Raw genomic sequence first — 25271 nt, 5'->3', positions numbered from 1 at the left:
CGCCTACCCGAGCTCGGCGCGCCGGCACCCGCCGGCGTCGAGCGGTCCTGGCGGGGGCGCGGCGCCGTAGCTGCGGAGGTCGGCGACGGCCGCGTCGACCTGAGCGACGATGGTGCGGGCGTGATCGAGGAACGCCGCGCCCGCCGGCAGGAGGCGCATGCCGCGCGCGGTGCGCTCGAACAGCTGCGCGCCGAGCTCGTCCTCCAGGCCGCGGATCTGCCGGCTGAGGGGCGGCTGCGCGATGTGGAGCCGGCGCGCGGCGCGGCCGACGTGGCCCTCCTCGGCGACGGCGATGAAGTAGCGGATCTGCGACAGGCTCACGCGGGCGATTCTACTCGAACGCCGCTCGGGAGAGGAGCCGGGCGCGGGCGCCCGAGATCAAAACAGTATTGGATGGCCGCGCGCCGCGCGCGCATACGCCTCGCATGAACGTGGACATCCTTCGGCCTCGCGCGTGCGAGGCGATGCGGCGCGCCGGGCGCGCGGCCGCGGCGACCCTGGCCGCCGTCGGGGCGCGGCTCGCGCCCTTCGTGACGACCGCGGACATCGACCACTGGGTGCGCGAGGACACGGCGCAGCGCGGCGGCCGCCCGAGTCAGCTCGGGTACAAGGGCTTCCCCGCGGCGGTGTGCACGAGCCGGAACCACGTCGTCTGCCACGGGATCCCGCGGCGCGACGAGGTGCTCCAGCCGGGCGACATCATCAACGTCGACGTGACCACCGAGCTCGACGGCTACCACGGCGACACCTCCGCGACGTTCTTCGTCGGGGAGCCGAGCGCCGAGGCGCGGCACGTGGTGGACGTCGCCCGGCGGTGCCGGGACGCGGGGATCGCGGTCGTGCGCGACGGGGCGCGGCTCGGCGACATCGGCGCGGCGATCGAGGAGCTCGCGCGGGCGGAGGGGTGCAGCGTGGTCCGCGAGGTCGGCGGGCACGGCATCGGGCGGAGGATGCACCTGCCGCCGCACGTCGCGCACACGGGCGTGCGCGGGGCGGGCATGCGGCTCCGCGCCGGGATGGCCATCACGATCGAGCCGATGGTCAACCTGGGCTCGCACAACATCCGCACGCTCGACGACGGGTGGACCATCGTCACCGAGGACGGCAGCCTCTCGGCGCAGTTCGAGCACACCGTGCTCGTGACGCGGGACGGCTGCGAGATCCTGACGCGCTGACGCGAGCGGCCGCGCGCCGCGCGCGATCGCGCCGGCGGCCCGGGCGCCGTCACACCCCCTTGGTCACCCAGGCCCAGACGAACTCGCACTCCATCGGCGACGCGCCGCCCTCGTCCGTCACGGTGACGGCGACGGCGACGTCCCCCTTCGGCTGGTCGAGGAAGGCCTGCCGCTGCTCGGGGGACAGGGTCGCGACCGCGCGCAGCCCGCCGCGGGCGCGACGCGTGTAGTCGACCTTCATGCTGCGCAGGAGCGGCAGCTTGTCGTCGGGGAGGTTGACGGCGACGACGAAGCCGGTCGCGGTCTCGGCCAGGAGCCCCGCCGCCGCCGCGTGCACGCCGCCGATGTGGTTATGCACCCTGCGGCCGTTGGCGAGCCGCAGCGCCACCCGATCCGGGCCCACCTCCTCGAACTGGATCCCCGCGGTCCCCGTGAACGGCACCATGCGCTGGAACAGCACGGTCTGCGCGCGCGAGCGCAGGAAGGGCGGGAGCACCTGGAGCGGGGCGAGGGCGCGGGCGATGAAGTTCGGCTTGGTAGACATGGGGCCTCCGAGGGCCGCGAGCTTACCCCATGCCGGCGTCGTCCCGGCGCGAAGCTCGGCGAGCGGCCGGCGCGCGGAGCCCGGGTCAGCGCCGCCGCCGCCGCGCCTTGCTCACCGCGACCTCGGCGTCTTCCTCCGCCTGCTCCGCCTCCTCCGCCCGGGAGCGCGCCGTGTCCGACGCGACGCGGAGCCTGCCCTGCCGCTCCTCGTCCGCCCCCTCGATGCGCTGGCGCCGGGCCGCGGCGGGGCGCGGGCCCCTGCCGGCCGCCCGCGCGAGGGCCACCTCGTGCATGCGGCGGTGGTGCTCGCGCCAGAGCTCCATGCGCTCGGCCTCCTCGGCCCAGTCGTCCTCGTGCGCCGTGAACGCGACGAGCGCGTGGATGGCGACGCCGATGCCCCAGCCCAGCGGGATGATCGCCGCCCAGAGCACGACGCCGAGCACGAGCGCGAGCGTGAGGAGCGCCGCGTTGACGATGAGGTAGACGCCGAGGTGCCGGTAGAAGTTGCGGCGCTTGCGCCGGAGCCAGGCGGCGCGCTCGGCGGCGGTCGCCGCGCCGGCCTTCCGCTCCACGCCGTCGCGCTCGCGCGCGCGCAGCGCGCGGCTCGCCTCGCGCACCGCCTCCGGGTCGACGCCCACCTCCTCCGCCGCGGCGAGCAGGTCGTCGAAGCCGAGCCGCGCGTCGCCCCGCGGCGCGCGCGCGGCGCCGGCCTCGCCCGCGGCCTGGCGCTCGATCGCCCGCGCGAGCACGTCGCGGACCTCCTCGGTCGAGAACCGCTGCGCCGCGGTCTCGCCGCCGCGGGGCGCCTCGCCCCCCTTCGCGGCGGGCGCCTGCGCGTGCGGCGCCGGCATCGCGGCGGGCGCCTCGCCCCGCCCGGCCGCCTCGAGCGCGCGCACGAGGTCATCCATCGACGCGAACCGGTCCTCGGGGCGCTTCGACAGTGCGCGCAGCACGACCGCGCTCACCGCGGGCGGCACGGCGGCGGCGTCGAGCGCGGCGCGGTCGGCCTCGTCGGTGAGGATCGAGGCGACGACGGCGAGCATGTCGCCGGCGCCGCGCCAGGGCAGCCGGCCGGTGAGGAGCTCGAACGCGAGCACGCCCCACGCGAACTGGTCCGCGCGCCCGTCGAGCTCGGCGCCGCGGATCTGCTCCGGGGCCATGTAGACGGGCGTCCCGAGCTTGACGCCGAGGGCGGTCAGCGTCGGCAGCGCGGGGGCCTCGGTGGACGCGGTCGGATCGGCGCCGCCGGCGGCGCGGCGCGCGATGCCGAAGTCGAGCACCTTGATCACGCCGTCGTCCCGGACCATCACGTTCTCCGGCTTGATGTCCCGGTGGACGAGCCCCCGCCGGTGCGCCGCGGCGAGCGCGCGGGCGACGTCGGCGAGCCAGCCGACCCGGGTCGGGACCGGCGCCTCGGCGCCGCCGATCGCGCTGCGCAGGGTGCGGCCGTCGACGAGCTCCATCGCGATGAACGGCGTCCCATCGAGCTCGCCGACGTCGAAGATCGAGACGGCGTTCGGGTGATCGAGCGCGGCGGCGGCGCGGGCCTCGCGGAGCAGGCGCGCGCCGGCGTCGTGGTCCATGGCGCCGCCCGCGATCACCTTGACGGCGACGCGCCGCCCGAGCCGCGCGTCGTGCGCCCGGTAGACGCAGCCCATCCCCCCTTGCCCGATGGCGGCCTCGATCGTGTAGCGCTCGAACGAATCGCCCGGCTTCAGCATGCCCGGCGGCGAGCGTAATGGATCCACGCGGGCTTGGACAGGCGGCCGGCGGCCCTGGCCCGCCAGGAGGGCGGTCGCTCCGCGGTCACGGAGGGCGACCGTGGCGCGAACTCCGCGGCTCACGGCGCCGCGGCTTGTGTAAGGTGGCGTCATGTCATCGCATCGAACGATGCTGCTCGGGGTCGCGGTGGGGGCAGCGGGCGGTCTGACGGCGAACGCGGTCGCGGCAGGCTCTCCGGCGCTCACCTGGATCGTCGATCACATCACCTACCCGGTGGGCCAGATCTTCCTGCGCCTGCTGTTCATGCTCGTGCTCCCGATCCTGTTCTCGGCGCTCGTCATGGGCGTCTGCGAGCTCGATCTGAAGCACGTCGGCCGGCTCGGCCTGCGGACGCTGGGCTACACGGCCGTGGTCTCGACCATCGCGGTGCTGATCGGCCTCGTCCTGGTGAACCTGATCCGCCCGGGGGACGGCCTGCCCGAGGCGGTCCGGAGCCTCGCGCACGGCGGCGGGATCAAGGCGGCCACCGCCCCGGTCGACACCTCGCCGGTGGGGATGATCATCGCGATGGTGCCGGACAACGTCATCAAGGCGGCCGCCGGGGGCGACGTGCTCGCCGTGATCACGTTCTCGTTGCTCTTCGGCCTCGCGCTGTCGCTCACCCAGACCGAGGCGGCGGCGCGGCTCCGCGAGGTCATCCAGGGGCTGTTCGACGTCTCGATGCGGCTCATCGAGGGGGTGCTCCGGTTCGCGGCGATCGGCGTGGGCGCGCTGCTCTTCACGATCACGTCCCGCATGGGCATCGGCATCATGCAGCAGCTGGCGGCGTACGTGCTCACGGTGCTGCTCGGCCTCGGGCTGCACATGTTCGTCGTGTACTCGCTCTCGGTGCGCTTCCTCGGCGGGATGTCGCCGGTCGCGTTCTTCCGGGGGAGCCGGACGGCGATCGTGACGGCGTTCTCGACCGCCTCGTCGAACGCGACGCTGCCGACCTCGCTGAAGGTGGCCGAGGAGGAGCTCAAGCTGCCGCCGTCCGTCGCCCGGTTCGTGCTGACCGCCGGCGCCGCGATGAACCAGAACGGGACGGCGCTCTTCGAGGGGGTGACCGTGCTCTTCCTCGCGCAGGTCTACGGCGTGTCGCTGACCTTCGGGCAGCAGGCGATCGTGATGCTCATCTCGGTGCTCGGGGGCATCGGCACCGCGGGCATCCCGGCCGGCTCGCTCCCCGTCATCGCGATGATCCTGGGTCTGCTCGGGATCCCGCCCGAGGGGCTCGGCCTGGTCCTCGGCGTGGATCGGTTCCTCGACATGTGCCGGACCGTGATCAACGTGGTGGGGGATCTGGCCGCCGCGGTGTTCGTGTCGCGGGATCAGCACCCGAAGCCGCCGGAGGCGGCCGGGGCGTGACCGGGCAGGGCCGGCGCGCCGCGCCTCGCGGGTGAGGCCCCGCGCCAGCACGAAACCCCGACAAGCGGGGGCGCTCGCCCTCGCTCATCGGGGTTTTCGACGTCTGTCCTCGATCCCGAGATCAGGCCGCCATCTTCATGCCGGGCATCATGCCCATCATGTTCGGCATCATCATGCCGGGCATCATGCCCATCATGTTCGGCATCATGCCGCCCATCATCATGTTGGGCATCATGCCCATCATGTTCGGCATCATGCCCATCATGTTCGGCATCATCATGCCGGGCATCATGCCCATCATGTTCGGCATCATGCCGCCCATCATGCGGCTCATCATCATGTTGGGCATCATGCCCATCATGTCGGACATCATCGGCATCATGCCGCCCATCATGTTCGGCATCATGCCCATCATACCCATCATGTTGGGCATCATCGGCATCATGCCGCCCATCGGCATCATGCCGCCCATCGACGGCATCATCGTACACATCATCGGCATCGAGCTCATTGGCATGTTCATCATGGCTTTTCTCTCCGTCAGGTCGTTGCGGGGATTGAAATAACTCCCTGCCCGGATCGGAGCAATATCCAAGGCTTGGAGCGCGGCGCTTTCCTCCACGGGAGCGGACAGGGCTTCGGACGGAGCGGATGGATGGACGAACCGAACGGAGGAGCGTCCACGATAGCGACAGCCGTCGCCGCCGCCCTGGCCGAACGGGCCGGCAGCGCCAGGCGCATCTGGCGTTCGCGACAAAGCGCTGTGTGCTGGACGAAACGCGTCCGAAACGGGGCAGCCGAAGGCAGCAATTTGAGAGCGACGAGAGGCAAAGCGCCGTGCTCATCCGCCGAGCTCGTCCGATCATGGATGAGCTCGTCGCGAGTGCCTCGCTGCGCTCTGAAGGCGATATGCGCCCCGTTCGCCTGCTCGGCTGGCCGTGGTCGGCTGGCCGTAGGTAGCAGGTAGGTAGTAGGTAGGTAGGTAGCAGGTAGGTAGTAGGCAGAAGGAGGGGCTGCGGCTCCCGCCGAGCTCGCGGTGGGGACGGGGCTCCGGCGGAGCCGCGCCCAGGGTCGGGGTGGGATGGCGCTCTCCCCGGGAGACAAAAAAGCGCGCGGCCGGGGCTGAGCCCCGGCCGCGGCGCCGACTCGCGAGGAACGCTCACGCCGTCATCAGGAGAACGACCGGTGTTCCGAGCGGTAACGCGCGCTGGCCGCCGTCGTCGCGTAGGCCGAACGGTAGTCGGTCACGAGCCAGACCAGGCCGACGGCCACGCCCGACACGACGAAGAAATTCCTCGCCGCGGGCGCCGCATCGAAGTTGAACAGCCAGGGCGCGGCGACGAGGAACACGCCGACCGCGGCCTCGAGCCCTCCGTGCACCGGGAACGGGATGATCTTGGCGGCGCCCAGCGGAAACGCGGTGAGCAGCGTCATGCCGAGGTGCACGGCGCCCAGGATATAGCAGAGCGTCTCCGGGAGACCGCTGAAGCCGAACAGCGACGGAGCCAGCAGGAACAGGGCCGCAACCGCATAATCGATGTACCCATGAGCTCGAGGCGACAGGATCTTCATGACCGACTCCTTGCAATCCTATGTTTGGTTTGAGTGCCTTCGTCGGTCTGGAGAGCTGCAAGGCGCATGCCGCGGGGCAGCCCGGCGCGGAGGGCCGTCCTCCGCGGCGAGCTCAGCGGCCATTCCATCATTCCACGGCGCGGAGAGGGATTGTCAGCCGGCCTGCGCTGGCGCGCTGCGGCGGCGATGGCCACCGCGAGCGCCGCGCTCCTGGAATCACGAGCGCCGCTCCTGCCGCATGGCCGGTGCTCTGGAGATCTCGTCCTGTGGCACATTGCCCCGAGATCGCCCACCCGCCACGGGACACGGCAGCTCTCGACGGGTCATGTCCTTGGCGGAGAGGCCGTGTCGTCCTGGCTGTCCAGCGCGCTCGCCCGTTCTCCCAGGCCCGCGCCGCCCCGGGCGCGCCGGCGTGCGGGGCGACCTTAAGGAGCTTGCTCGAGGAAGCCCACCAGGGCGTCCCGGTATTTCTCGAACGCCTCGACCTGCGGCAGGTGGCCGACGCCGGGCAGCTCGACGAGCTTGGCCCCCGGGATCGCCTGCGCGGTCTTCTTGCCCAGCGTCGTGTAGTCGCCGAGCGCGTCCGCGGCCTCCTTCGGCGCCCAGGCGCGGCCGAGCGCCGTCCGATCGCGCAGCCCGATGATGAGCAGCGTGGGCGTGCGGAGGCGCGGGAGCTCGTAGACGACGGGCTGCGTGAAGATCATGTCGTACGTGAGCGCGGAGCACCAGGCGACGCGCGGATACTCGGGGTGCTCCGTCCAGCCCGCCTGGATCTCGATCTGGCGCTCGTACTCGGGCTTCCACGCCCCGTCGTAATAGCTCTTGCGCTGGTACTCGCGGATGCTGTCGCGCGTCGCCTCGAGCTCCTGCTTGTACCAGGCGTCGATGGAGCGATACGGGACCACCGTCTTCCAGTCCTCGAGGCCGATGGGGTTCACGAGGATGAGGCGCTCCGTCCGGTCGGCGAACATGAGGGCGAAGCGCGCGGCGAGCATGCCCCCCATCGAGTGGCCGACCACGGCCGGCCGCTGGACGCCGAGGGCGTCGAGCAGCGCGCGCGTCGTCTCGGCCAGCCCGTGGAAGCTGAACTGATAGGCGGTGGGCTTTGTCGATTTGCCGAACCCGATCTGATCGGGCGCGATGACCCGGAACCCCCGCTCGGTCAGCGCCCGGATCGTCGGCTCCCAGTACGCCGCGGAGAAGTTCTTGCCGTGCAGGAGGAGCACCGCGCGCCCGTTCGGCGTCTCGGGCTGCACGTCCATGTACGCCATGCGGAGCTTCTGGCGCTGCGACTCGACCTCGAAGTGCTTGACCGGATAAGGGTACGCGTACGACGTGAGCTCCGGGTCGAGGCCCGTCGCGGGCTTCCCCGCGGGCTGCGCGGCCGGCGGCCCCTCGGGGCGCGCGGCCGGCGACCCGGCCGGCCGAGGCTCGACGCGGGGGGCCGGCGCGCAGCCGGACGCCGGGACGAGCGAGAGGAGGAGCGACGCGAGGACGGGGGTGAGCGCGAGCGTTCTCAACAGGGACCTTCCAGGTGACGTGTCAGGACGACGAGCGATGCTGCGGAGGAGCGGCGCGGGCCGCGGGTCAGGAATCCCGCCAGGGACCTGCCTCGCGAGCATGAGAGATTTCAACGCAAAGGCGGATGCGCCGGTCAAGACCGGCATGAGGGAGCAGGTGAGCAACGAGGAGCAGCACCAGCAAATCGAGCAAGTCCTGCCCCGGGAGGAGTCCACCCCCGGGAAGGCCAACCCTTGCGCAGCGTGGGGCGACCTGCGAGGCGAAGCGTAGGGGGACGAGTGCGCGGGCCGGGCGATAGAGCCCCGAAACGTTGAAATTTCGAGGGGGCCGACACGCTCGTCTTTCGTGGAAGGCCACGGTGGAGACCCGAACAAAGTGGACCTGGGCCGCCCATCCCCTCCGGGGTCGAAGAGTTCGGCACGCGCACACACGCCTCATGCACGGGAACCGGGAGACCTCGAAGGAGCCGCGTCGCCGGTGGTGGGCAGCGGACAGCCACGGGAAGGCACAACGCCGCACTCCGTGGTGCCGTACTTCGAGGAGTCGGACGGGGGCATGGTACCGGAGAAGCTGACGAAGACGCGGGTAACGCCCGTCGAGTCGGTGGAGGGACGGCCCACGGCCGAGGGGAAATCCGCAGCACGAAACGCGCCCCGGGCTCAGGACCGGCAAGGCGCGCCCACGCAAGTGGTGCGGATCGGACAGCGAGCGAAGGAGAAGAAAGGGGAGCGGTTCGACAACCTGCTGAGCGCGATCAAGGCGCCGCTGCTGAAGGAGGCGTACGAGCGCCTGCGCAAGCGGGCGGCGCCCGGCGTGGACGGGGTCACATGGGAAGAGTACGGCGAGCACCTCGACGCTCGGCTGCTCGACCTTCAAGATCGCGTCCATCGCGGCAGCTACCACCCGCAGCCGGTGCGGCGCGTGCACATCCCGAAGGGCGATGGGCGTACGCGACCGCTCGGCATCCCAGCGCTGGAGGACAAGCTCGTCCAGCAGGCGGTGCGGATGGTGCTGGAGCCGATCTACGAGCAGGCGTTCGTGGGGTTCTCGTATGGCTTCCGGCCCGGCCGGGGGCCGCACGACGCCCTGAACGCGCTCGCTGAGGCCATCAGCCGGAAGACGAGCTGGGTGCTCGATGCAGACATCCGATCGTTCTACGACACCATCGATCACGGGTGGATGCAGAAGTTCCTCGAGCACCGGATCGGGGACGGGCGCATGGTGCGGCTGCTGATGAAGTGGCTGCACGCGGGCGTCATGGAGGAAGGCGAGCTGCGCGAGGTGAAGGAAGGGACGCCGCAGGGAGGGGTCATCAGCCCGCTGCTTGCGAACGTCTACCTTCACTACGCGTTCGATCTGTGGGCCAACCAGTGGAGGAAGCGGCATGCGCGCGGTGAGGTGTACATCGTGCGCTACGCCGACGATTTCGCGGTGACCTTCCAGTACGAGCAGGACGCGCGCGCGATGCGGGAGGCCCTGACCTCTCGTCTCGCGAAGTTCGGCCTGGAGCTGCACCCGGAGAAGACCCGGGTGATTCGGTTCGGGAGATTCGCCCGGCAGGACGCCGAGCGCGACGGGCGCACACGCCCCGAGACGTTCGACTTCCTGGGGTTCACGCACATCGCCGGCGTGAGTCGGCGAGGCGAGTTCCAGCTGAAGCGTCGTACCTCGCGGAAGAAACGGAACGCGAAGCTGGCGAGCCTGCGCGAAGAGATGCGCGAGCGTCGGCATGAGCCCGTGCGAGCCCAGCACGCATGGCTCTCCAGCGTGCTCGAAGGGCACTTCCGGTACTACGGGGTGCCCACCAACTACCCGGCGCTGCAGCAGTTTCGGGAGCGCGTGCGCGCAAGCTGGCACCGCCAGCTTCAGCGGAGGAGCCAGCGCGCGCACTGGTCCCGGCAGCAACGAAGGGGGTTCGAGCAGCGGTTCCCTCTCCCGCAGCCCCGCATCCATCATCCCTGGCCGGCTCTACCGCGAGCCAGTCCGTCGACCCGAGGTGGGAGCCCGGTGCGGGAAATCCGCTCGCCGGGCTCTGTCCGGGGGGCGGTCCGGGTTGACCGAAGGTAGGTCAGCACGGGCCGTCCCTACCGGGACCAAAGGCGCAAAGACGCAAAAATGCAGATTCATACTATTATTTATTTTTTTGCGCCTTTGCGCCTTTGCGCCTTTGCGTTGAAATCTCTCTCCGGATCCCTGGCCGGACTCCTGGAGGGTGGAGCGAGGAGGCCGGCCGTCACTTCGCCGGCGTGACAAGGAGCTCGGGATCGACGCGCGTCTCGAAGAGGTTCATGCGCCAGTCGAGGTGCGGCCCGTTCGTGCGGCCGGTCATGCCGACGGTCGCGACGACCTGACCTTGCTTGACCTCGTCGTTCACCTTCGCGGCGAAGCCGTGCAGATGGATGAACGTGGAGGTGAGCCCATGGCCGTGATCGATGATCATGGTGTGGCCGCTGAGCGGGAGGTCCTTCTCGACGAAGACGACCTTGCCGCAGGCGGGCGCGCGCACCGGCGACCCGACGGGCACCGCGATGTCCACGCCCCAGTGGACGCCGCCGTCCGTGCCGTTGAGCACGCGCGGCTGGCCGTACCGCGAGGTGACCGGGCCCTTCGACGGCCAGATGAAGCCGTTCTTGTAGCAGTTCTTCTTCGTGTACTTGTTGCGGATGGCGTCGAGCTTCTTCTCGGCCTGCGTGAGCTTCACGCGCGTGGCCATGTCGAGCTTGACCATGTTCTCCGGGAGGTTGTCGACCTTGTCGACCTCGTAGGTGCGCTGCTCCACGTCGAAGAGCTTCTCGAGCACCTGTCCGTCATCGAACGTGATGGTCAGCTTCTCGTGCGCCGGCGCGTTGCGCGAGAAGGCGATGAGGAACTCCCCCTCATCGCTCACCGTCACGCGGTGGCCGGGGAACGCCATGCGGCGCAGCTTGCCGTTCAGCTTGGCGCGGAGGAGCCCTCCCTGGACGGCGCGCCCCTCCACCGTGAGCCGGCCGTCGTCGGCCGCGGGGGGACCGGCGTCGCCCGCGTCCGCGCTCGCCGCCGCGGCCGCGCCGGCGTCGGCCGGGGCGGGCGCGGCGCCGGCGTCGGCGTCGGCCGGCGCGTCCGCGCTCGCCGGGGCCGGCGCGCTGGCCGAGGCGAGCGGGGCGGCGGAGGCATCCGCCACCGGAGCGGCCGACGCCTGGGCATCCGCGGCGGGCGAGCTCGATGGAGCGCCGCGATCACAGGCAGCGATAGTGAGCAAGCTTACAACGATGGCGGGAACGCGCATGGCTGAGATCGTGCCAGAACTTGCGCACACCGCGAAAATAATGTGGATGTGGGCAATGCAGGCACGCGCCGGTGGGAGCGGCGGGAGGCCCGCCGCCTGGCGCCCTCGCCCGCGCTGCCGAGCGTGAGGATGGCGCCAGCGACGGCTCGCACGGCCGATCCGGGCGAGCGCGGCGCGGCGGGGCGGCGGGGAGCCGCTCTTGGCGTGAGGGGCGTCAGTTGTCCGCGCGCGGGGTATCGTGGCGCGGCTGCGGCCGCGCCTGGGGCTGTCCCTGCGGCTGAGGCCGTGCCTGTCCCCCGGGCCGCGCCGGCGGCTGGGGCCGCGCCGGTCCCTGAGGCCGGGCGTGCCCGTGCTGCTGCGGCCTGCCCTGCGCCTGGGGCCGTCCCTGCCCTTGCGGGTGCTGCTGGGGCCGCCCCTGCGCCTGGGGCCGTCCCTGCCCTTGCGGGCGCTGCTGGGGCCGCCCCTGCGCCTGGGGTCGCCCCTGCGGCTGCGCCTGATGGGCGGGCCTGGGGTCGGCCTGGAGCCAGGGGATCCCGGGGATGGAGAGGAGCGGGAGGCGCTTCTGGATGAGGCGCTCGATGTCGGCGAGGTACGGGCGCTCCTCGATGTCGCAGAACGAGAGCGCCACCCCCGACGCGCCGGCGCGCGCCGTGCGGCCGATGCGGTGCACGTAGCTCTCCGGGATGTTCGGGAGGTCGTAGTTGATCACGTGCGAGATGTCCTCGATGTCGATGCCGCGCGCCGCGATGTCGGTCGCGACGAGCACGCTCGTCGTCCCCTGCTTGAAGCTCGCGAGCGCCCGCTCGCGCGCGCCCTGCGACTTGTTCCCGTGGATCGCGACGGCCTCGATGCGCGCGCGGCTGAGCTGCTGGACCACGCGGTTGGCGCCGTGCTTGGTGCGGGTGAACACGATCGCCCGGCGGAGCGCGGGGTCCTTGAGCACGTGCTCCAGCATCGCGCGCTTGTCGGACCGCTCGACGAAGGCCACCCGCTGGTCGATGTTCTCGGCGGTCGTGGCGACCCGCGCGACCTCGACCCGCACCGGGCGGTGCAGGATGGTGTCCGCGAGCTTCTGGATGTCCGGCGGCATCGTGGCCGAGAACAGGAGCGTCTGGCGGCGCTCGGGCAGCATCGCGAGCACGCGCCGGATGTCGTGGATGAACCCCATGTCGAGCATCCGGTCGGCCTCGTCGAGCACGAGCGTCTCGAGCCGCCCGAACGGCGAGAGGCCCTGCGAGCACAGGTCGAGGAGCCGGCCCGGCGTCGCCACGAGGACGTCGACGCCGCGGCGCAGCGCCTCCATCTGGGGGCGCTGCCCCACCCCGCCGAAGACGACCGCGGTCCGCAGGCCGAGGTTCTTGCCGTACGTGGTGAAGCTCTCGCCGACCTGCGCGGCGAGCTCGCGCGTCGGGGTGAGCACGAGCACGCGGAGCCCGCGCTGGGTCGGCGCGCCGCTCTGCGCGAGGCGCTGCAGGATCGGCAAGGCGAACGCGGCGGTCTTGCCGGTCCCGGTCTGCGCGCACCCGAGGACGTCGTTGCCCTCGAGGATCGGCGGGATGGCCTGCTGCTGGATCGGCGTCGGGGTGCTGTATCCTTCGGCCTCGATGGCGCGGAGCAGCGGTTCGATGAGCTTGAGATCGGCAAATTCCATGGACATCGGGCTCGTGGAGAGCCCCTCCTGAGCAAGGGCGGAAAGCGCCGCGGCACCGCGCCCTCCTCTGCGAAGGGCCCGATCACGGAGAGCTGCCGCCTCGCGCCTCCTTCAGCGGAGACTGCGAGGTCCACATGACAGCGACCGAGCACCGCGACCCGTGCCAGGTCAGTCCGAGGCCGCGACTCTAGTACGGCGCGGTGAGGAAGTCGAGGCGCGACCGCGAACCCGGCAGCGGGATCGTCGCCGCGCGCCGCGACGGACGCGGCGGTCGGACCCGCGCTCGCCGCTCCTCTCCGCTTCCGCTTCCGCGCCGCGCCCTGCGCGGAGCGGGTTTCGTGCGCTCGGCGCATCGTGCTACACCCTCCCCGAGCCGGGGGGACCGCGGATCGCGAGCGCCCGCGTCGCTTCGCTGCTCCCCTCCACGCGACGCACCCGCAGCACGCGCAGCACGCGCATCACGCGCATCACGCGCATCATCCAATGGCCGACACCGCCGAAGCCTCGAACACGCCGGCCCAGGCCGGGCACTCCGCCCCGCAGCGCCCCGACGCCCTGCAACGCCGCCGCCGGCTGCGGCGCTGGGTCCTCGGCTCCCTCGCCGTCTCGGGGCTCGCCGGCGTCGGATTGTGGATCGCGGTGCACCGGATCCCGTGGATGGGCCCGCTCGTCGCGAACGGCCTGCGCTCCGTGATCGGGGCCGAGAACGTGACGGCGCTCGAGGAGACCGCCTACGGCGTCGAGGATCGCGTCCACCAGCTCCTTCGCAAGAACGAGCCGCCGAAGACGTACTGGGAGGTGCCCGAGCCGGCGCCGGCGCCGGCCGCGCCCGCCGCCGAGGCGAGCGCCGCGGTCGCCCCGGCGGTCGTGGCGGCGGCGTTCCGGCCGAAGGACGTCGGCCCCTCGCACGCGGCCTGGCCGGCGCCCGGCGACGGGCAGTGGGTGCCCATCGTGGATCGCGCGCGCCCGGGCGACCCGCCGCGCCTCTACAAGACGCTGATCCACCCGGATCCGCACCGCTCCTGGGCGGAGCTGTTCATCGTGGCGGTGGATCTCTCGGGGGTCGACGTCCACCTCATGGCCGGCTCGCGGGAGCCGGCGGCGACGACCGAGGAGGGCAATACCTACGAGCGGCCCGCGAAGATCCCGGAGGCGGACCACGAGCGGCTGCTCGCGGCGTTCAACGGCGGCTTCATGACCGAGCACGGCCAGTGGGGCATGCGGATCGACGGCGTGACCCTGGTGCGCCCCCGGGAGAACGGCTGCACCCTCGCGCTCCACGGCGACGGCCGGATGCAGATCGCGCCGTGGGCCCGCATGGCCGCCGAGGAGGGCGCCATGCGGTGGTGGCGGCAGACGCCGAGCTGCATGGTCGACGAGGGCGAGCTCCACCCGGCGCTCCGCGTGCCCGAGGTCCGCAACTGGGGCGCCACGCTGGACGGCAACACGGTGATCCGCCGCTCTGCGGTGGGGCTCGATCGCGACGGCAAGGTCCTCTTCGTGGCCATCAGCAACCACACGACGGCGCCCGCCATCGCGCTCGGCCTGCGCCACGTCGGCGCCACGGCGGTGGCGCAGCTCGACGTGAACTGGTCGTACCCGAAGTTCTTGCTCTACGAGCCCAGCGAGGGCGGCGCGCTCATGCCGGTCGCGCTGGCGAGCGGCTTCGAGTTCTCGGAAGACGAGTACATCCGCAAGCGCTCGCTGCGCGACTTCTTCTACCTCACGCGCAAGCCCGCCGCGCCCTCCGCGGGCAAGCCGTAGCCCCCGCGACGCGAGGGCCGCTCGCTCACGGCGCGAGCAGGAGCACCTTGACCTGGCTCGGCACCACGGAGACGGCGGGGCAGTTCGTGGAGTTCGTGATCGTCATGCTCGTCAGCCGCGTGGCCGGGATGCCGCCGGCAAGCACGGTGAACGACGCGGTGACGTGGCGCGACGGGCCCATCACCATGCCCGAGGCGACCCCGAGCGCGACGCCCGGGTTGTCGCCGTTCGTGAGCGGCACGGTGGTCGCCAGGTTGTGCGCCGGCGTGCACATGAACAGCACGTTGTACGCGGCCGGGATGCCCATCGGCTGCATGGAGATGTTGGGATAAGGGATCGGCGTCGGGGCCGGCATCGGCGTGAGGCACACGTCGGGGAAGCCGAGGGACATGCCCATCATCTGCGTGTTCGCGAACATCTCGTGTCCTCCGTCCTCTCAGCCCAGGTGGATCTGGGGGCCGTCGATCTTGGTCAGCCCGCCGCTGTTCACGAGCGTCGCCTCCGCCTTCACGTGGAACGCGGACCGCGCCTCGAACTCCACGTACTCCGCGCGCACCGTCTCGGACCGCGCGATGAAGCGGTAGGCCCGGTCGAGCCGCTGCACCAGGCGCTCGGCGACCGTCTCCACCGACTGCGCCACGGTCTTCACGCGGTCGACCTGCGCGGTGACGCTGTCGCCGAGGAGGCTCAGCGCCCCGAGCACGACCTCGGCGCGCCCCGCCGAGACGCGCGCGGCGCCCGCCGCGATCACGGCCTCGCCGGGCGTGAGCACCTCCACGCCGTCGCGCCCGCTCACCGAGACCCTGCCCGCGGCCGCGGCGATCTCGAGGTCGCCCTCGGCGGAGAGCCGCGCCGGCGCGTCCTCGTCGCGCTCCAGCACCGCGAGCACGTGCGAGCCGCGCTCGTGGTGCGCCACGAGGACCTCGTCGCCGAGCGCCGGGTCGAGGAGACAGCTGGCCGCGCGCCGCGCCTCGAGCTCGCCGGAGCTCGATCGGACGCGCAGGCAGCGGCCCGACACCCCCACCACGGTCGCGACCTCCTGTTCAGGCAACGCGAGCTTTCTTGCCAGATTGTCTCTCATCGGTACCTCCTTGCTGCCTATCGACTCTCCGAGCGCCGCTCCGCGGCGCTCAGCTCCTCGTCGTCGCCGAGCGCCGCGGACCGGCTGGTGAACTGGGTGTCCTGCTCGCGCGTCCGGTGGAACCGCGCGCGGAACAGCTTGCAAAGCGAGAAGTCGGCCCTCGTGAGGTCCGCGTAGGAGAAGTCGGCGTACGTCAGATCGGCGCCGGTGAACGTCGCGCCGATGCAGCTCGCGCTCTTGAAGATCGCCTGGTACGCGCTCGCGCCGTCGAGGCCCGCCGCGTCGAGCCGCGCCTTCACGAAGAGCGCCTGGTCGAGCTTCGCCTTCGCGAGCGACGCGTTCGACAGGTTGGCGTCGGCGAAGAGGGCGCGCTCGAGGTTCGCCTCGTCGAGGCGGGCGCCCACGAGGGACGCCCCCTTGAAGTTCGTCTGCACGAGCCGCGCGCCCCGGAGGTCGCAGCCGCCGAGATCCGCGTCCATGAGCTGCGCGAGCGTGAGGTCCATGCCCGAGAGGTCCTGGCCGGTGAGCTTGCTGCCGATCAGCATCGTCTTGTCGAGGCGCGCGCCGCGCAGGCTCGCCGTCGTCAGGTCCGCCTTCAGGAGCGCCGTCTGCAGCAGGTTCGCGCCCTCGAGGACGATCCGCGGGGCGTCGGCGTCGACGAGCGCGGCGCGGTCGAGGTTCGCCCCCTTCAGGCTCGCCTCCTCGAGGCGCGGCTTGACGAGGCTCGCGATGGTCAGGTCGGCGCCGTCGAGGCACGACCGCGACAGGTCGGCTTCCACCAGGCTCGCGGCGACCAGATCGGCGCCGCGCAGGTCGGCCGCGAGGAACGTGCACTGGTCGAAGGTCGCGTGGCGCAGGCGCGCGCCCGGGAGCCGCGCCCCCTCGAACCGGCAGTCGGCGAAGACCGACTCGTGGAGCTTCGCCGAGGTCAGGTCGGCCCCCCGGAACGACACGCGCTCGAACACGGCGCCGGAGAGGTCGGCCTCGCGGAGGTCCGCGCCCGTGAGGTCCTCGTCGGTCACCGGCTCCGCGTTCGCGACGCACGCGAGGAGATCGTCTCTGGTCATCGCTTCCGCCTCGGGAACAGGGTGCGGACGACGTGGGCGTCCTTGAAGCTCGTGCGCGCGTCGCCCTCGGCGCCCATCAGGTTCGCGCGGAACAGGTTGGCCCGCTGGAACGACGCGCCGGGCACCTTCGCGCCCTGCAGCATCGCCTCCATCAGGTTCGCGTCCGAGAGCTCGGCGTCGGCGAGGTCCGCGCGGATGAGCCGCGCGCCCCGGAGGCTCGCGCCCGCGAGGCGCGCCTCGCGCAGGCTCGACTCGCTGAGGTCGCACCCGTCGGCCCGGACGGCGGAGAGATCCGCCTTCGCCATCGCGGCGCCGCGCATCGTCGCCAGGGCGAGCTCCGCGCCCGAGAGATCGGCCCCGCCGAGCTCGCACCCGAGCACGAGGCGGAGGTTGTTCGCCCGGGCGCCCCGGAGAGACGCGCCCTCGGCGCGGGACTCGACGAGCGCCGCGCCCTCGAGCACCGCCTCCGCGAGGCTCGCCCCCGCCATCCGGCACCGGTAGAAGGTCGCCTTGCGCAGGCTCGCGCGGTCGAGCTTGGCGCCCTCGAGGTCGCACTCGAAGAAGAGGACCTCGTCCGCGAGGGCGCCCTCGAGGTCCCCCCGCGGCAAGCGCGCCTCGAGCAGGTCCGCGCCGCGGAGGTCCGCGCCGCGGAAGACCGCCTCCTCGAGCGCGCCGCGCTGCAGGACCGCCCTGGCGAGGCGCGCGCCCCCGAAGTCGGCGCCGCGCGCCTGCGCCTCGCCGAGGTTCGCGCCGTCGAGCGTCGCGCCCGCGAGGCGGACGCCCTCGAGGTTGGCGCGCGTCAGCACGGCCCCGGACAGGTCCGCGCCGGACAGGGTGCAGCCGCGCAGGTCGGCGCGCTCGAGCAGCGCCTGCTGCAGGGCGGCCCCGGACAGGTCGAGCCCGCGGAGGTCCGCGCCGGTGAGGTCCCAGCCGGTCATCACGGCGCGCGTGCCGGAAGCGAGCGCAGCCTCGACGCGGCCGCGCAGATCCCGCCGCGCCTCGGCGTCCGGGATGGCCGCGGGCGGCAGGTGGTGCGCGGTCAGCCGGTAGGCGACGAGCTGGGCCTCCTCGAGCTTGCGCAGCCTCGCGAGGAACGCGGGGTCGTCGAGCTGCGCCTCGAGCTGCTCCAGCGGGGCGCCGAGCTCACGGCCCGCCTCGGCGGTCTCGCGCATGCGGGCGATGTGCTCGTCGACGCGGAACCGCGGCGGCCCGCCCTGCTCGCTCTTCGACCGCTCGATGATCTCGTCGAGGTTCAGGCCGTGCTCGGCGAGCTCCTGGCGCGCCACGGCGAGCGCCTCCTCCTGCTTGCCCTTGGCCTCGGCCTCGATGCGGGCTGCCTCCGACTCGACCCGCTCGACGTAGTCGGGCAAGTCGTCGAGCCGCGGCGGCGCCTCGGGCGACGGCAGCTCGCGCGGGACGCCCTTCTCGTCCGGATCGATGCCGAGCGCCCGCAGGGACAGGCGCGCCTTCTCCAGCTCGCGCCGCGCCCGCTCGTGCGAGCGGCGCTCCAGCGCGCCTTCGCGCTGGAGGAGGTCCTCCATGTCGCCGATCTTCTCGTCCGGCAGCGCGGGCGCGCCGGGGTCGGGCTCGGGCAGGAGGTCGCGGTCGCGGAACGCCACGAGGGCGCCTTTCTTCTTGTCGAGGCGCTGCGAGAAGATGGCCTGGTAATGCTCCTTGGGGCGCGGCGCGCCGCGGCGCTCGAGCGCCGCGAGCAGGCACTTCACGTCGTGCGCGTCGTCCTCTTCGACGCGCGCGACGCCGCGGAAGATCGCGATCATGCGCGCGACGTTGGGCAGGAGCACGACGGTATCGAGCCGCGTCGCGACCTCCTCGAGGGGGACGTCGCCCGCGGCGCGCGTCAAGAAGCAGCGCGCGGCGAGCGCCGTTACGCGGCTCGTCAGGGCGGCCTGCTCGGGGTGGAGGTGCTCGAGCGCGATCGGCTCGTCACCCTGGAAGAACCCGGGCAGGCGCTGGTCGGGCGGCGCCGCCATGAAGTACTCGGGGTCGAGGTCGCGGGCGAGGCCGGGGAAGTCGTTCTCGAGCCAGGCGGCGTCGTACGTGCCCGCCTTGTCCATCCGCCCTGGCCAGGTGGGGTCGAGCGGGCCGAACGCCGCGGGCGGCGGGCGATCGTTCGGCGACTTCACGAGGCGCTTCGGGTCCTCGAGCTGGGGGAGCGCGTGGATCTTCTTGCCGTTCTCCTCGGTCGGCGCGAACCCCGTCCCGAGCGGGTTCGCGGCGAACCCCGGCCCGCCGAACGCCTTGTCCCAACCGAGGGCGAGCTCGGTGAGCGGCTCGGGGTCGGTCGGCACGCCGCGCTCCCAGCGGCGCTTGCCGACGACGTACACGACCTTGTCGATGGGGCCGACCTGGACGCGCGCGCGGAACGCCGGGCGCGGCTGGCCGCCCGCCGAAAACGCCTTGCCGAAGACCAGGACCTCGCCCCGCGGCTTCGGGAGCCCTTCGTCGAACGCGGCGTCCTTGCCGAGCTGCTTCGCGACCTCCTGCCACATCGCGATCTCCGGGAGCGGGAGCTCCGGCGCGTCGAGCGGGACATAGGCCGTGAGGCCGAGGGCGAGGAAGCGCTCCTGCTTGAGCTCGAACACGCGCTGCAGGATCGAGACGCGCTGGGGTTTGATGACGCGCATGGAGGATTCGAGGGCTCGGGGGGCTCGTTCAGACCGGAAGAGGGCTCATCGCTTGGGCGCGCCCGTGAGGCGGCGCGCGGCGTACGCGCGCGAGAACGTCGCCCACGTCACGTCCGGGTAGATGAGCCCGGGGTCCTCGGCGTCGATCTTCACGCCCACGGGCCTCCCGGGCTCGACCTGCGACAAGGAGCTCGTGTTGAGCTCCCATTCCGTCGTCGCGGCGTACGCAGCCCCGCTCGAGGGGCGCACGTCGAGCCGGAGCTCGACGAAGGCCATGGCGCCGCCTTCGAACGTGGTGAGCGTGCGGCTCGACGACACCGTGGCCTGGGCCGGGGCGGCGCGCGCGATCCTCTGCGTCAGCTCGGCCATCCGCTCCCTGCCCTTGGCGATGAGCGCATTTTCGCCCCGGAAGACGAAGAAGAGGATGGCCGCGATGACGACCAGCGGCACGAGGATGGCTGTGAGAGCGATGACGATACCCATGTTCCTGCGCGCGCTTTCCTTGGCCTGCATGGGGCGCTAGATCGAGGCTCGCCAGATCGAACCGCGCAGGCGGCCCGGGAGCGCTCCGTCCGGCGCGCTAGCTGAGGACATGGACGTTCGAGAGGGAGAAGCGGAGCGAGCTCATCGCGAGCCTCGCCGGCATGTGCTCGATCCGCGCCTTGACCTCCTTGAGCTCGATCGGGCGCACCGTGATGTCCGCGGAGTTGTTGATCGTGAGCGAGGCGCCGAACTTGTATGCCATCGCGACGCCGGCAGTGATGTCGAACTTGGCCGCGTAGGTCGCCGTGAAGGCGGCCGACAGCTCCAGGGTCGCCTTGAGGCCGATGAAGGTGGAGACGGCGCCGCCGACGGCCGTGGTGACCGAGAGCCCGAGGAACGTGTCGCTCTTGAACCCGCCCGTGACGTTGACGTTGTTCGAGACGAAGAGCTTCTTGAAGGGCCCGTAGGTCTTGAGCTCCTCCGCGCCCTTGATCTGCCCGACGCGGTTGCCGTCGATGTACTCGATCATGTTGCTCTTGACCCGGACCTCGCACTCGTCCTGCGTGTCGAGCGTGAGCTTGCCCTTGCTCTTCACGGTCGTGGTCCCGGCCTGGGTGTCGACGAGCGTATCGCCCGCCTTCGTGGTGACGGTGGTGTTCCCGGTGTTGACGTTCACCGTGTAATTGCCGGTCTTCACCGTCGTCGTGGTGTCTCCCTCGACGTTGGTCACCATCGTGGCCGAGTCGACGTCGGTGAAGAGGTTGCCGCTCGTGACGTGGAGCCACGTGTCGCCCTTGACCTCGGTGTACGAGGTGCCGGTCTCGACGTAGAGCTCGTGGATGCCGGACTGGACGTGGGTGATCCAGTTGTCCTTGATGGTGGCGTTCCACGACCCGCCGCCGTTCTGGCCCACCGTCTGGTCGAACGTCTTGCCCGCGTCGAGGAGCGTGTTGTCGTCGGTCTTGACGATGAGCTCGTGCCCGTCGTTGGGAGAGCCCATGCGCACGTAGGTGTTCGAGTACGGGGTCGACAGGGTGACGCGCTGCTGCCCGGCCTGGTCCTCGAGCTCGAGGCGGTTGCGGCCGCCCGTCTGGATGACGTTCTTCGTGTGGTTGCCGCTCGTGACCGGGCTCGGCGTGAGCGCGTTCGGCACGACGCCCGAGATGACCGGCCGATCGGGGTCGCCGCCGAGGAAGCTCAGGACCACCTCCGTGCCCCGGCGCAGCGGGAAGTGGAAGCCCTCGATGCCGCCGCCGTGGGGCTGCATCATGCGCACGAAGGTCGAGGCCTTCCCGCTCTTCAGGTTGCTCTCGTCGAACCTGAACTTCACGTTGTAGCGGCCGAGGTCGTCGATCTGCGCGTACTCGCTCTCGGCCGGTCCATCCACCGTGCCGTTCTCGTACCCGTAGATGCGCGGCCACGGCGTGCGGGACTCCGCGCGAAACTGCGTCTTCAGGGGGATGGCGGTGATCTCGGCGAAATAGACGTCCTCGTGCTGCAGGTCGAGCAGCTCGCGGAGCTGCGTGGACGCCGCCATCTGGTTGCCCTGGTGGCGCACCTCGATGGTGAGGTATCTCGCGTTGAACGCCGCGCGCGGGTGGTCCTCGAGCTCGAACGTGTAGCCGGATCGGAGGTGCGTGCGGGTGCCCGTCCCGTGATACAGCACCTGCCGCGCGAGCATCTCCTCGGCGCGGATCTTCGCGAGCCGCTCGCCCGCCGCCGGCGTGAAGAAGCGCTCCCCGTACAGGTTCACCTCGCCCGCGCCGTTCGGCGACACGTGGGCCGAGCCAGCGACATTGAGGTTGGGCCGGGCGTAGTCGTAGTCCTTGAGCTTGATCATCGCCGGCAGCGTCGTGTGCTGGCAGGTGAAGGACCGGAACGACGCGCCCGCGCTCACGTCGTGACCTTCCTGGGGATGGTAGCGGACGGGCTCTCCGATCGCGTCCTCTTCATAGCTGGTGGCGTCGCAGAAGATGACCTTGTCGCCGTCCGGCGTGTGCTCGAAGAAATAGAAGATGCCCTCGCGCTCCATCCATCGCGAGAGGAAGTCGAGGTCGCTCTCGCGGTACTGGCAGATGTGCTCCTCGACCTCGTAGCTGCCGAGCCGCAGCTCGTACTCGTCGGCGGCGATCCCGTTCTCCTCCAGGACGGCCTTGATGACGTCGGGCACCGATTGCCTGGTGAAGATGCGGCTGTGCCGGGAGAGGCTGAGCAGCCAGAGCTTCGGGACGAGCGCCGCGCGGAGCAGCGTGCGGCCCTCGGTCTCGTGCAGGATCGAGACGTTCGCGAAGATGCCGGAGAACACGAAAGGTGGGAGCTTGTCGGTGACCCGATCCAGCACGAGCGAGGCCTTGGCGCCCACCGCGTCGGAGAGGTCGAACGACTCCGCGTCTTGGCCCTGGAGCTGGAGGAAGATCTCGATCTGGTACGGGCGCGAGATGGCCTCGATGCCGCGAAAGCCGACGACGCGCGTGGTGGCAGGGAGCACGCCCGAAGAGATTGTGATGAGATCCATGGCATTCACCTGCAACTTTCGAGGGCACGCACCGGGGATCGCGCGACGACCGCGGCCGCCTGACGCCCCGGGGAGAGCTCATCATGCAACTAGACAAAAATTGGCCGCAAGGTCAACTCCTGGAAAGTTCTCCTGGATCGCCTTCGGACGGCGGGATCTCGACGAGGGAGCGGAGGATGGCGCCGCTCGACTTTGCGCTCTCGAGCTTGACGCCATAGACGTTGGCGCCCGCGAGGTCCGCGTCGCGCAGGTCGGCGCCCTCCACGCTGGCGCACGGGAGCTGCGCTTCTTTGAGCTTCGCCGCGCGAAGGACGGCGCCGGAGAGGTTGGCGCGCGAGAAGCCGGCGCGCGAGAAGTCGGCCTTGCTGCCGTTGATGCCGGCGAGGTTCGCCCGGTCGAAGGTGGCCTCGATGAAGCGCGCCTGCCGCAGGTCGGCGCCCTGCAGCGACGCGCCGGCGAAGGTCGCGTTCGAGCCCTTCGCGAAGGAGAGATCCACGCGATCGAGGATCGCGGAGGAGAGCTGCGCGCGGTCCAGCGTGGCGCGGGAGAGATCGGCGCGCGTGAGGTCGGCGGCGTCGAGGCGCGCGTCCGTCAGATCCGCGCCGCGCAGGTTGGCCCCGGCGAGGCGCGCCGCCGAGAGGTTGCACCGGGCGAGGGTCGCGCCGGCGAGGTTCAGGTGCTCGAGCGACGCTCCGTTGAAATCGATGCCTTCGAGGTCGAGGCCCGCCAGCTCCAGGTCGTCGAGCGGCCCGCGGCTGCGCAGTCTAGCGAGCAGCGTCGCGCGTGTGCCCCGGGCCCCGGCGGGAGCGTCGAGGTGCGGCGGGAGCGCGGCCACCCCGGCGGGAGCGTCGAGGTGCGGCGGGAGCGCGGCCACCCCGGCGGGAGCGTCGAGGTGCGGCGGCGGCGCGGCCACCCCGGCGGGAGCGTCGAGGTGCGGCGGCAGCGCGGCCACCCCGGCGGGAGCGTCGAGGTGCGGCGGCAGCGCGGCCACCCCGGCGGGAGCGTCGAGGTGCGGCGGCAGCGCGGCCTCGGCGCGGGCGAAGGGCATCGCGAACGGCACGGCGTCCGGGGCCCGCTCGGGACGCGGCACCGGCGCCGGCACGAACGGCAAGCCGGCAGGCGGCGACGGCTCGGCGCCGCCTGCCTGGGGCGGGGACATATCGAACGGCGGCGCGTACGCGCGCACCGTGGCGTCCGCCGTCTCGCCGAGCAGCGGATTCAATGGCATGAAGCGCACCGGGCTCCAGGGCGCCCCGGGGAGCGCGGTCCCCTGGGGCGCAGGCGCGCTCCGGGGCTCGGCCAGCGCGAAGGGCGCAAGCGGGCGGGACCGGGGCCTCGAGGGGTGGCCGTCGGAGGTCTCGCCCTCCTGCTCGTCCCCGGCGAGCGTCAGGCCACGACCGGCCCCAGGTGCGCTCCCGGCGGGGGGCGCATCGGGAGGCGCGAGGGGCGACGACGGGCCAGAGCGTGGAGAGGGCCACACGAGCGGCACCCCCGGCATCTCGACGCCCGCGGCCACGCGCATCCGGGCCAGCGTGTCGCCCGGCGCGAGCGCGGCGCTCCCGCGCCAGACCATCGAGCAGAGCAGGCGATCCGCGTCGATGGCCAGCGTGTCGGCGACCAGCTCGACCGGCTGCTCGTGGTCCTCGCCCCCCGGCCCGCTCCGGTAGAGCCGCGCGACCCCGCGCGCCGGCGGCAGGCTCGACCGGAACCACGGGTAGTGCGGATGCAGTCCTTCGAGGTAGATCCACGCGCCGCCGCGCAGGAAATCGAGCTGCTGGTCCGCGGGCGCGGCCTGGAAGTAGCGGAAATCGAAGCTGCCATCGAGCGCCGGCACGGGGGCGTCGGGCTCCTGGCCCTGCTGGAGGAAGCACCGCCGCGGGGCCCATGTCCGCGCGATCGGACCGAAGCCGGCCGGCCGCGTCGCGTCGGCCGGATCCACCAGGTTCGGCAGCGTCGCGCCGAACCCCACGCCCACGGGGTTCGTCTCGACATGCGGGCCGCCGTACGCGCGCTCGTACACGATCGGGATGCGGGCGAACGGGCGTGGGCTCGGCGCCTCGCGCGTGCGGTCGCCGTAGACGTGGAGCACCTTGTTGAGGATCCAGCGGTCGTCGCCGAAGAGCGCGACCCGCACCGAGAGCGCGGTGACGGTCGTCCCCGCGGGCGCCGAGGCGTGTCCGCGCACGAGGACCCCTGCGCTCGGGAGGTAGGGTGCTGTCTCGCAGGCCTGTTCGAGGCTGCCCCACCCATCCCGAGGAACGTCGGCGCCGACGAGAGCCGCCGGAGCGGCGAGCTCCGCGGTGCGCTCGTGGACGAGGGAGAAGGTGGCCTTGACGATGACCGTGAGCCGCTCGGCGCCCTGCATCCGCCACAGGACGGCGCCGCACGAGGCCGGCGTCAGGGTGGCGACAGGGAGGGGCCAGGGCGACTGCACGAACGAGCTCTCGGGCCCCGCGCGCCTCGACCGCGACGGAGGGCTCTTGGGCGGTGTAACGTACCGTGGCACGCCTCGCGGATGCAAGCGGGCGCAGCGAAGGTGAGGTAGGTCGCCTGTCCGGATCGCTCCAGGTAGGAGCGTGTCGTTCCGGAGATCTCGCCGCGAGCACACCGGCCCAGTCGAGGGGCGAGCGGACTCGACGCGATAGCGAGCGACAGAGGCGCGCTGGCCCCCGCGCGTCGCACGCGTCTCCGTCGACGCGCGTCGCGCTCGACGCCCGTCGACAACCGCCTCTCCACTCCTTTCCACTCCAGGCCGCATCCATGCCGCATCCACGTCGCGCCCGCCCCGCCGGCATTGACATTACGGCGAGCGACCCTCGATTGCCACGTTCCGCGCTTCATCTCGGATCTTTACGATTCG

The 25271-nt window shown here is 71.9% G+C and carries 19 protein-coding genes; 4 read left to right on the top strand and 15 right to left on the bottom strand.

The annotated features are described in order from the left end of the window. Positions 1 to 3 precede the first annotated feature (3 nt). Positions 4 to 321, bottom strand: a complete 318-nt coding sequence (locus WME98_RS46240) for a LysR family transcriptional regulator (RefSeq protein WP_061626142.1) — start codon at positions 319 to 321, stop codon at positions 4 to 6. Between the two features lie 104 nt (positions 322 to 425). Here WME98_RS46240 and map point away from each other — a divergent pair, with 104 nt between their 5' ends. Then, on the top strand, positions 426 to 1175 hold the full coding sequence (map, locus tag WME98_RS46235) for a type I methionyl aminopeptidase (protein ID WP_061626141.1): 750 nt from the start codon (positions 426 to 428) through the stop codon (positions 1173 to 1175). Between the two features lie 49 nt (positions 1176 to 1224). Here the strand turns inward: map and WME98_RS46230 are convergent, their stop codons facing one another. Further along, on the bottom strand, positions 1225 to 1719 hold the full coding sequence (locus tag WME98_RS46230) for a hotdog fold domain-containing protein (RefSeq protein WP_061626140.1): 495 nt from the start codon (positions 1717 to 1719) through the stop codon (positions 1225 to 1227). An 85-nt stretch (positions 1720 to 1804) separates the two neighbouring features. Then, positions 1805 to 3439 carry a protein kinase domain-containing protein gene (locus WME98_RS46225; protein ID WP_437948004.1) on the bottom strand — a complete coding sequence of 545 codons (1635 nt, stop codon included), beginning with the start codon at positions 3437 to 3439 and terminating at the stop codon, positions 1805 to 1807. A gap of 151 nt (positions 3440 to 3590) precedes the next feature. Between WME98_RS46225 and WME98_RS46220 the strand changes: the two genes are divergently transcribed. Further along, the gene (locus tag WME98_RS46220; protein ID WP_437321154.1) at positions 3591 to 4847 is read left to right on the top strand and encodes a dicarboxylate/amino acid:cation symporter; all 1257 of its coding nucleotides are present in this window, start codon (positions 3591 to 3593) and stop codon (positions 4845 to 4847) included. 121 nt (positions 4848 to 4968) lie between these two features. Here the strand turns inward: WME98_RS46220 and WME98_RS46215 are convergent, their stop codons facing one another. The 3 genes from WME98_RS46215 to WME98_RS46205 form a co-directional block, all read right to left on the bottom strand. Further along, on the bottom strand, positions 4969 to 5469 hold the full coding sequence (locus WME98_RS46215) for a hypothetical protein (RefSeq protein WP_437948003.1): 501 nt from the start codon (positions 5467 to 5469) through the stop codon (positions 4969 to 4971). Positions 5470 to 6017: 548 nt separating this feature from the next. Continuing rightward, entirely contained in the window at positions 6018 to 6419 is a 402-nt protein-coding gene (locus tag WME98_RS46210) for an SPW repeat domain-containing protein (RefSeq protein WP_437948002.1), read from the bottom strand. Positions 6420 to 6844: 425 nt separating this feature from the next. After that, entirely contained in the window at positions 6845 to 7939 is a 1095-nt protein-coding gene (locus WME98_RS46205) for an alpha/beta fold hydrolase (RefSeq protein ID WP_437948001.1), read from the bottom strand. 556 nt (positions 7940 to 8495) lie between these two features. Between WME98_RS46205 and ltrA the strand changes: the two genes are divergently transcribed. Beyond that, positions 8496 to 10007 carry a group II intron reverse transcriptase/maturase gene (ltrA, locus tag WME98_RS46200; protein WP_437948000.1) on the top strand — a complete coding sequence of 504 codons (1512 nt, stop codon included), beginning with the start codon at positions 8496 to 8498 and terminating at the stop codon, positions 10005 to 10007. Positions 10008 to 10173: 166 nt separating this feature from the next. Here ltrA and WME98_RS46195 read toward each other — a convergent pair whose 3' ends face one another. Both WME98_RS46195 and WME98_RS46190 read right to left on the bottom strand, forming a co-directional pair. Then, positions 10174 to 11100: a M23 family metallopeptidase gene (locus WME98_RS46195; RefSeq protein WP_437947999.1), complete on the bottom strand. Its 927-nt coding sequence runs from the start codon at positions 11098 to 11100 to the stop codon at positions 10174 to 10176. A gap of 319 nt (positions 11101 to 11419) precedes the next feature. Then, complete coding sequence (locus WME98_RS46190) at positions 11420 to 12856, bottom strand: DEAD/DEAH box helicase (protein ID WP_437947998.1); 1437 nt, start codon at positions 12854 to 12856, stop codon at positions 11420 to 11422. Between the two features lie 483 nt (positions 12857 to 13339). Between WME98_RS46190 and WME98_RS46185 the strand changes: the two genes are divergently transcribed. Continuing rightward, complete coding sequence (locus tag WME98_RS46185) at positions 13340 to 14620, top strand: hypothetical protein (protein ID WP_437947997.1); 1281 nt, start codon at positions 13340 to 13342, stop codon at positions 14618 to 14620. Positions 14621 to 14645: 25 nt separating this feature from the next. On the opposite strand, the gene WME98_RS46180 is transcribed toward WME98_RS46185, so the two are convergent. The 7 genes from WME98_RS46180 to WME98_RS46150 all read right to left on the bottom strand — a co-directional run bounded on the left by WME98_RS46180 (position 14646) and on the right by WME98_RS46150 (position 24845). Continuing rightward, positions 14646 to 15038 (bottom strand): DUF4150 domain-containing protein, encoded by a 393-nt coding sequence (locus WME98_RS46180; RefSeq protein WP_061627573.1) that lies wholly within the window; start codon positions 15036 to 15038, stop codon positions 14646 to 14648. An 18-nt stretch (positions 15039 to 15056) separates the two neighbouring features. Then, a complete protein-coding gene (locus WME98_RS46175) occupies positions 15057 to 15701 on the bottom strand; it encodes a DUF3540 domain-containing protein (protein WP_437338861.1) in 645 nt (214 codons plus the stop codon). Between the two features lie 17 nt (positions 15702 to 15718). After that, the gene (locus WME98_RS46170; protein ID WP_437947996.1) at positions 15719 to 16768 is read right to left on the bottom strand and encodes a pentapeptide repeat-containing protein; all 1050 of its coding nucleotides are present in this window, start codon (positions 16766 to 16768) and stop codon (positions 15719 to 15721) included. Further along, positions 16765 to 19413: a DUF2169 domain-containing protein gene (locus tag WME98_RS46165; RefSeq protein ID WP_437947995.1), complete on the bottom strand. Its 2649-nt coding sequence runs from the start codon at positions 19411 to 19413 to the stop codon at positions 16765 to 16767. The genes WME98_RS46170 and WME98_RS46165 overlap by 4 nt, the downstream gene beginning before the upstream one ends. 45 nt (positions 19414 to 19458) lie before the next feature. Then, on the bottom strand, positions 19459 to 19926 hold the full coding sequence (locus tag WME98_RS46160) for a hypothetical protein (RefSeq protein ID WP_437947994.1): 468 nt from the start codon (positions 19924 to 19926) through the stop codon (positions 19459 to 19461). A 67-nt stretch (positions 19927 to 19993) separates the two neighbouring features. Further along, complete coding sequence (locus WME98_RS46155) at positions 19994 to 22411, bottom strand: type VI secretion system Vgr family protein (RefSeq protein ID WP_437947993.1); 2418 nt, start codon at positions 22409 to 22411, stop codon at positions 19994 to 19996. Between the two features lie 112 nt (positions 22412 to 22523). Beyond that, positions 22524 to 24845 (bottom strand): DUF2169 domain-containing protein, encoded by a 2322-nt coding sequence (locus WME98_RS46150; protein ID WP_437947992.1) that lies wholly within the window; start codon positions 24843 to 24845, stop codon positions 22524 to 22526. Positions 24846 to 25271 lie beyond the last annotated feature (426 nt).

The organism is Sorangium sp. So ce296 (assembly GCF_051529605.1).
Taxonomy (GTDB): domain Bacteria; phylum Myxococcota_A; class Polyangia; order Polyangiales; family Polyangiaceae; genus Sorangium; species Sorangium cellulosum_D.
The sequence above is the reverse complement of the archived record's forward strand: the minus strand, read 5'-3'. Positions and strand labels throughout refer to the sequence as shown.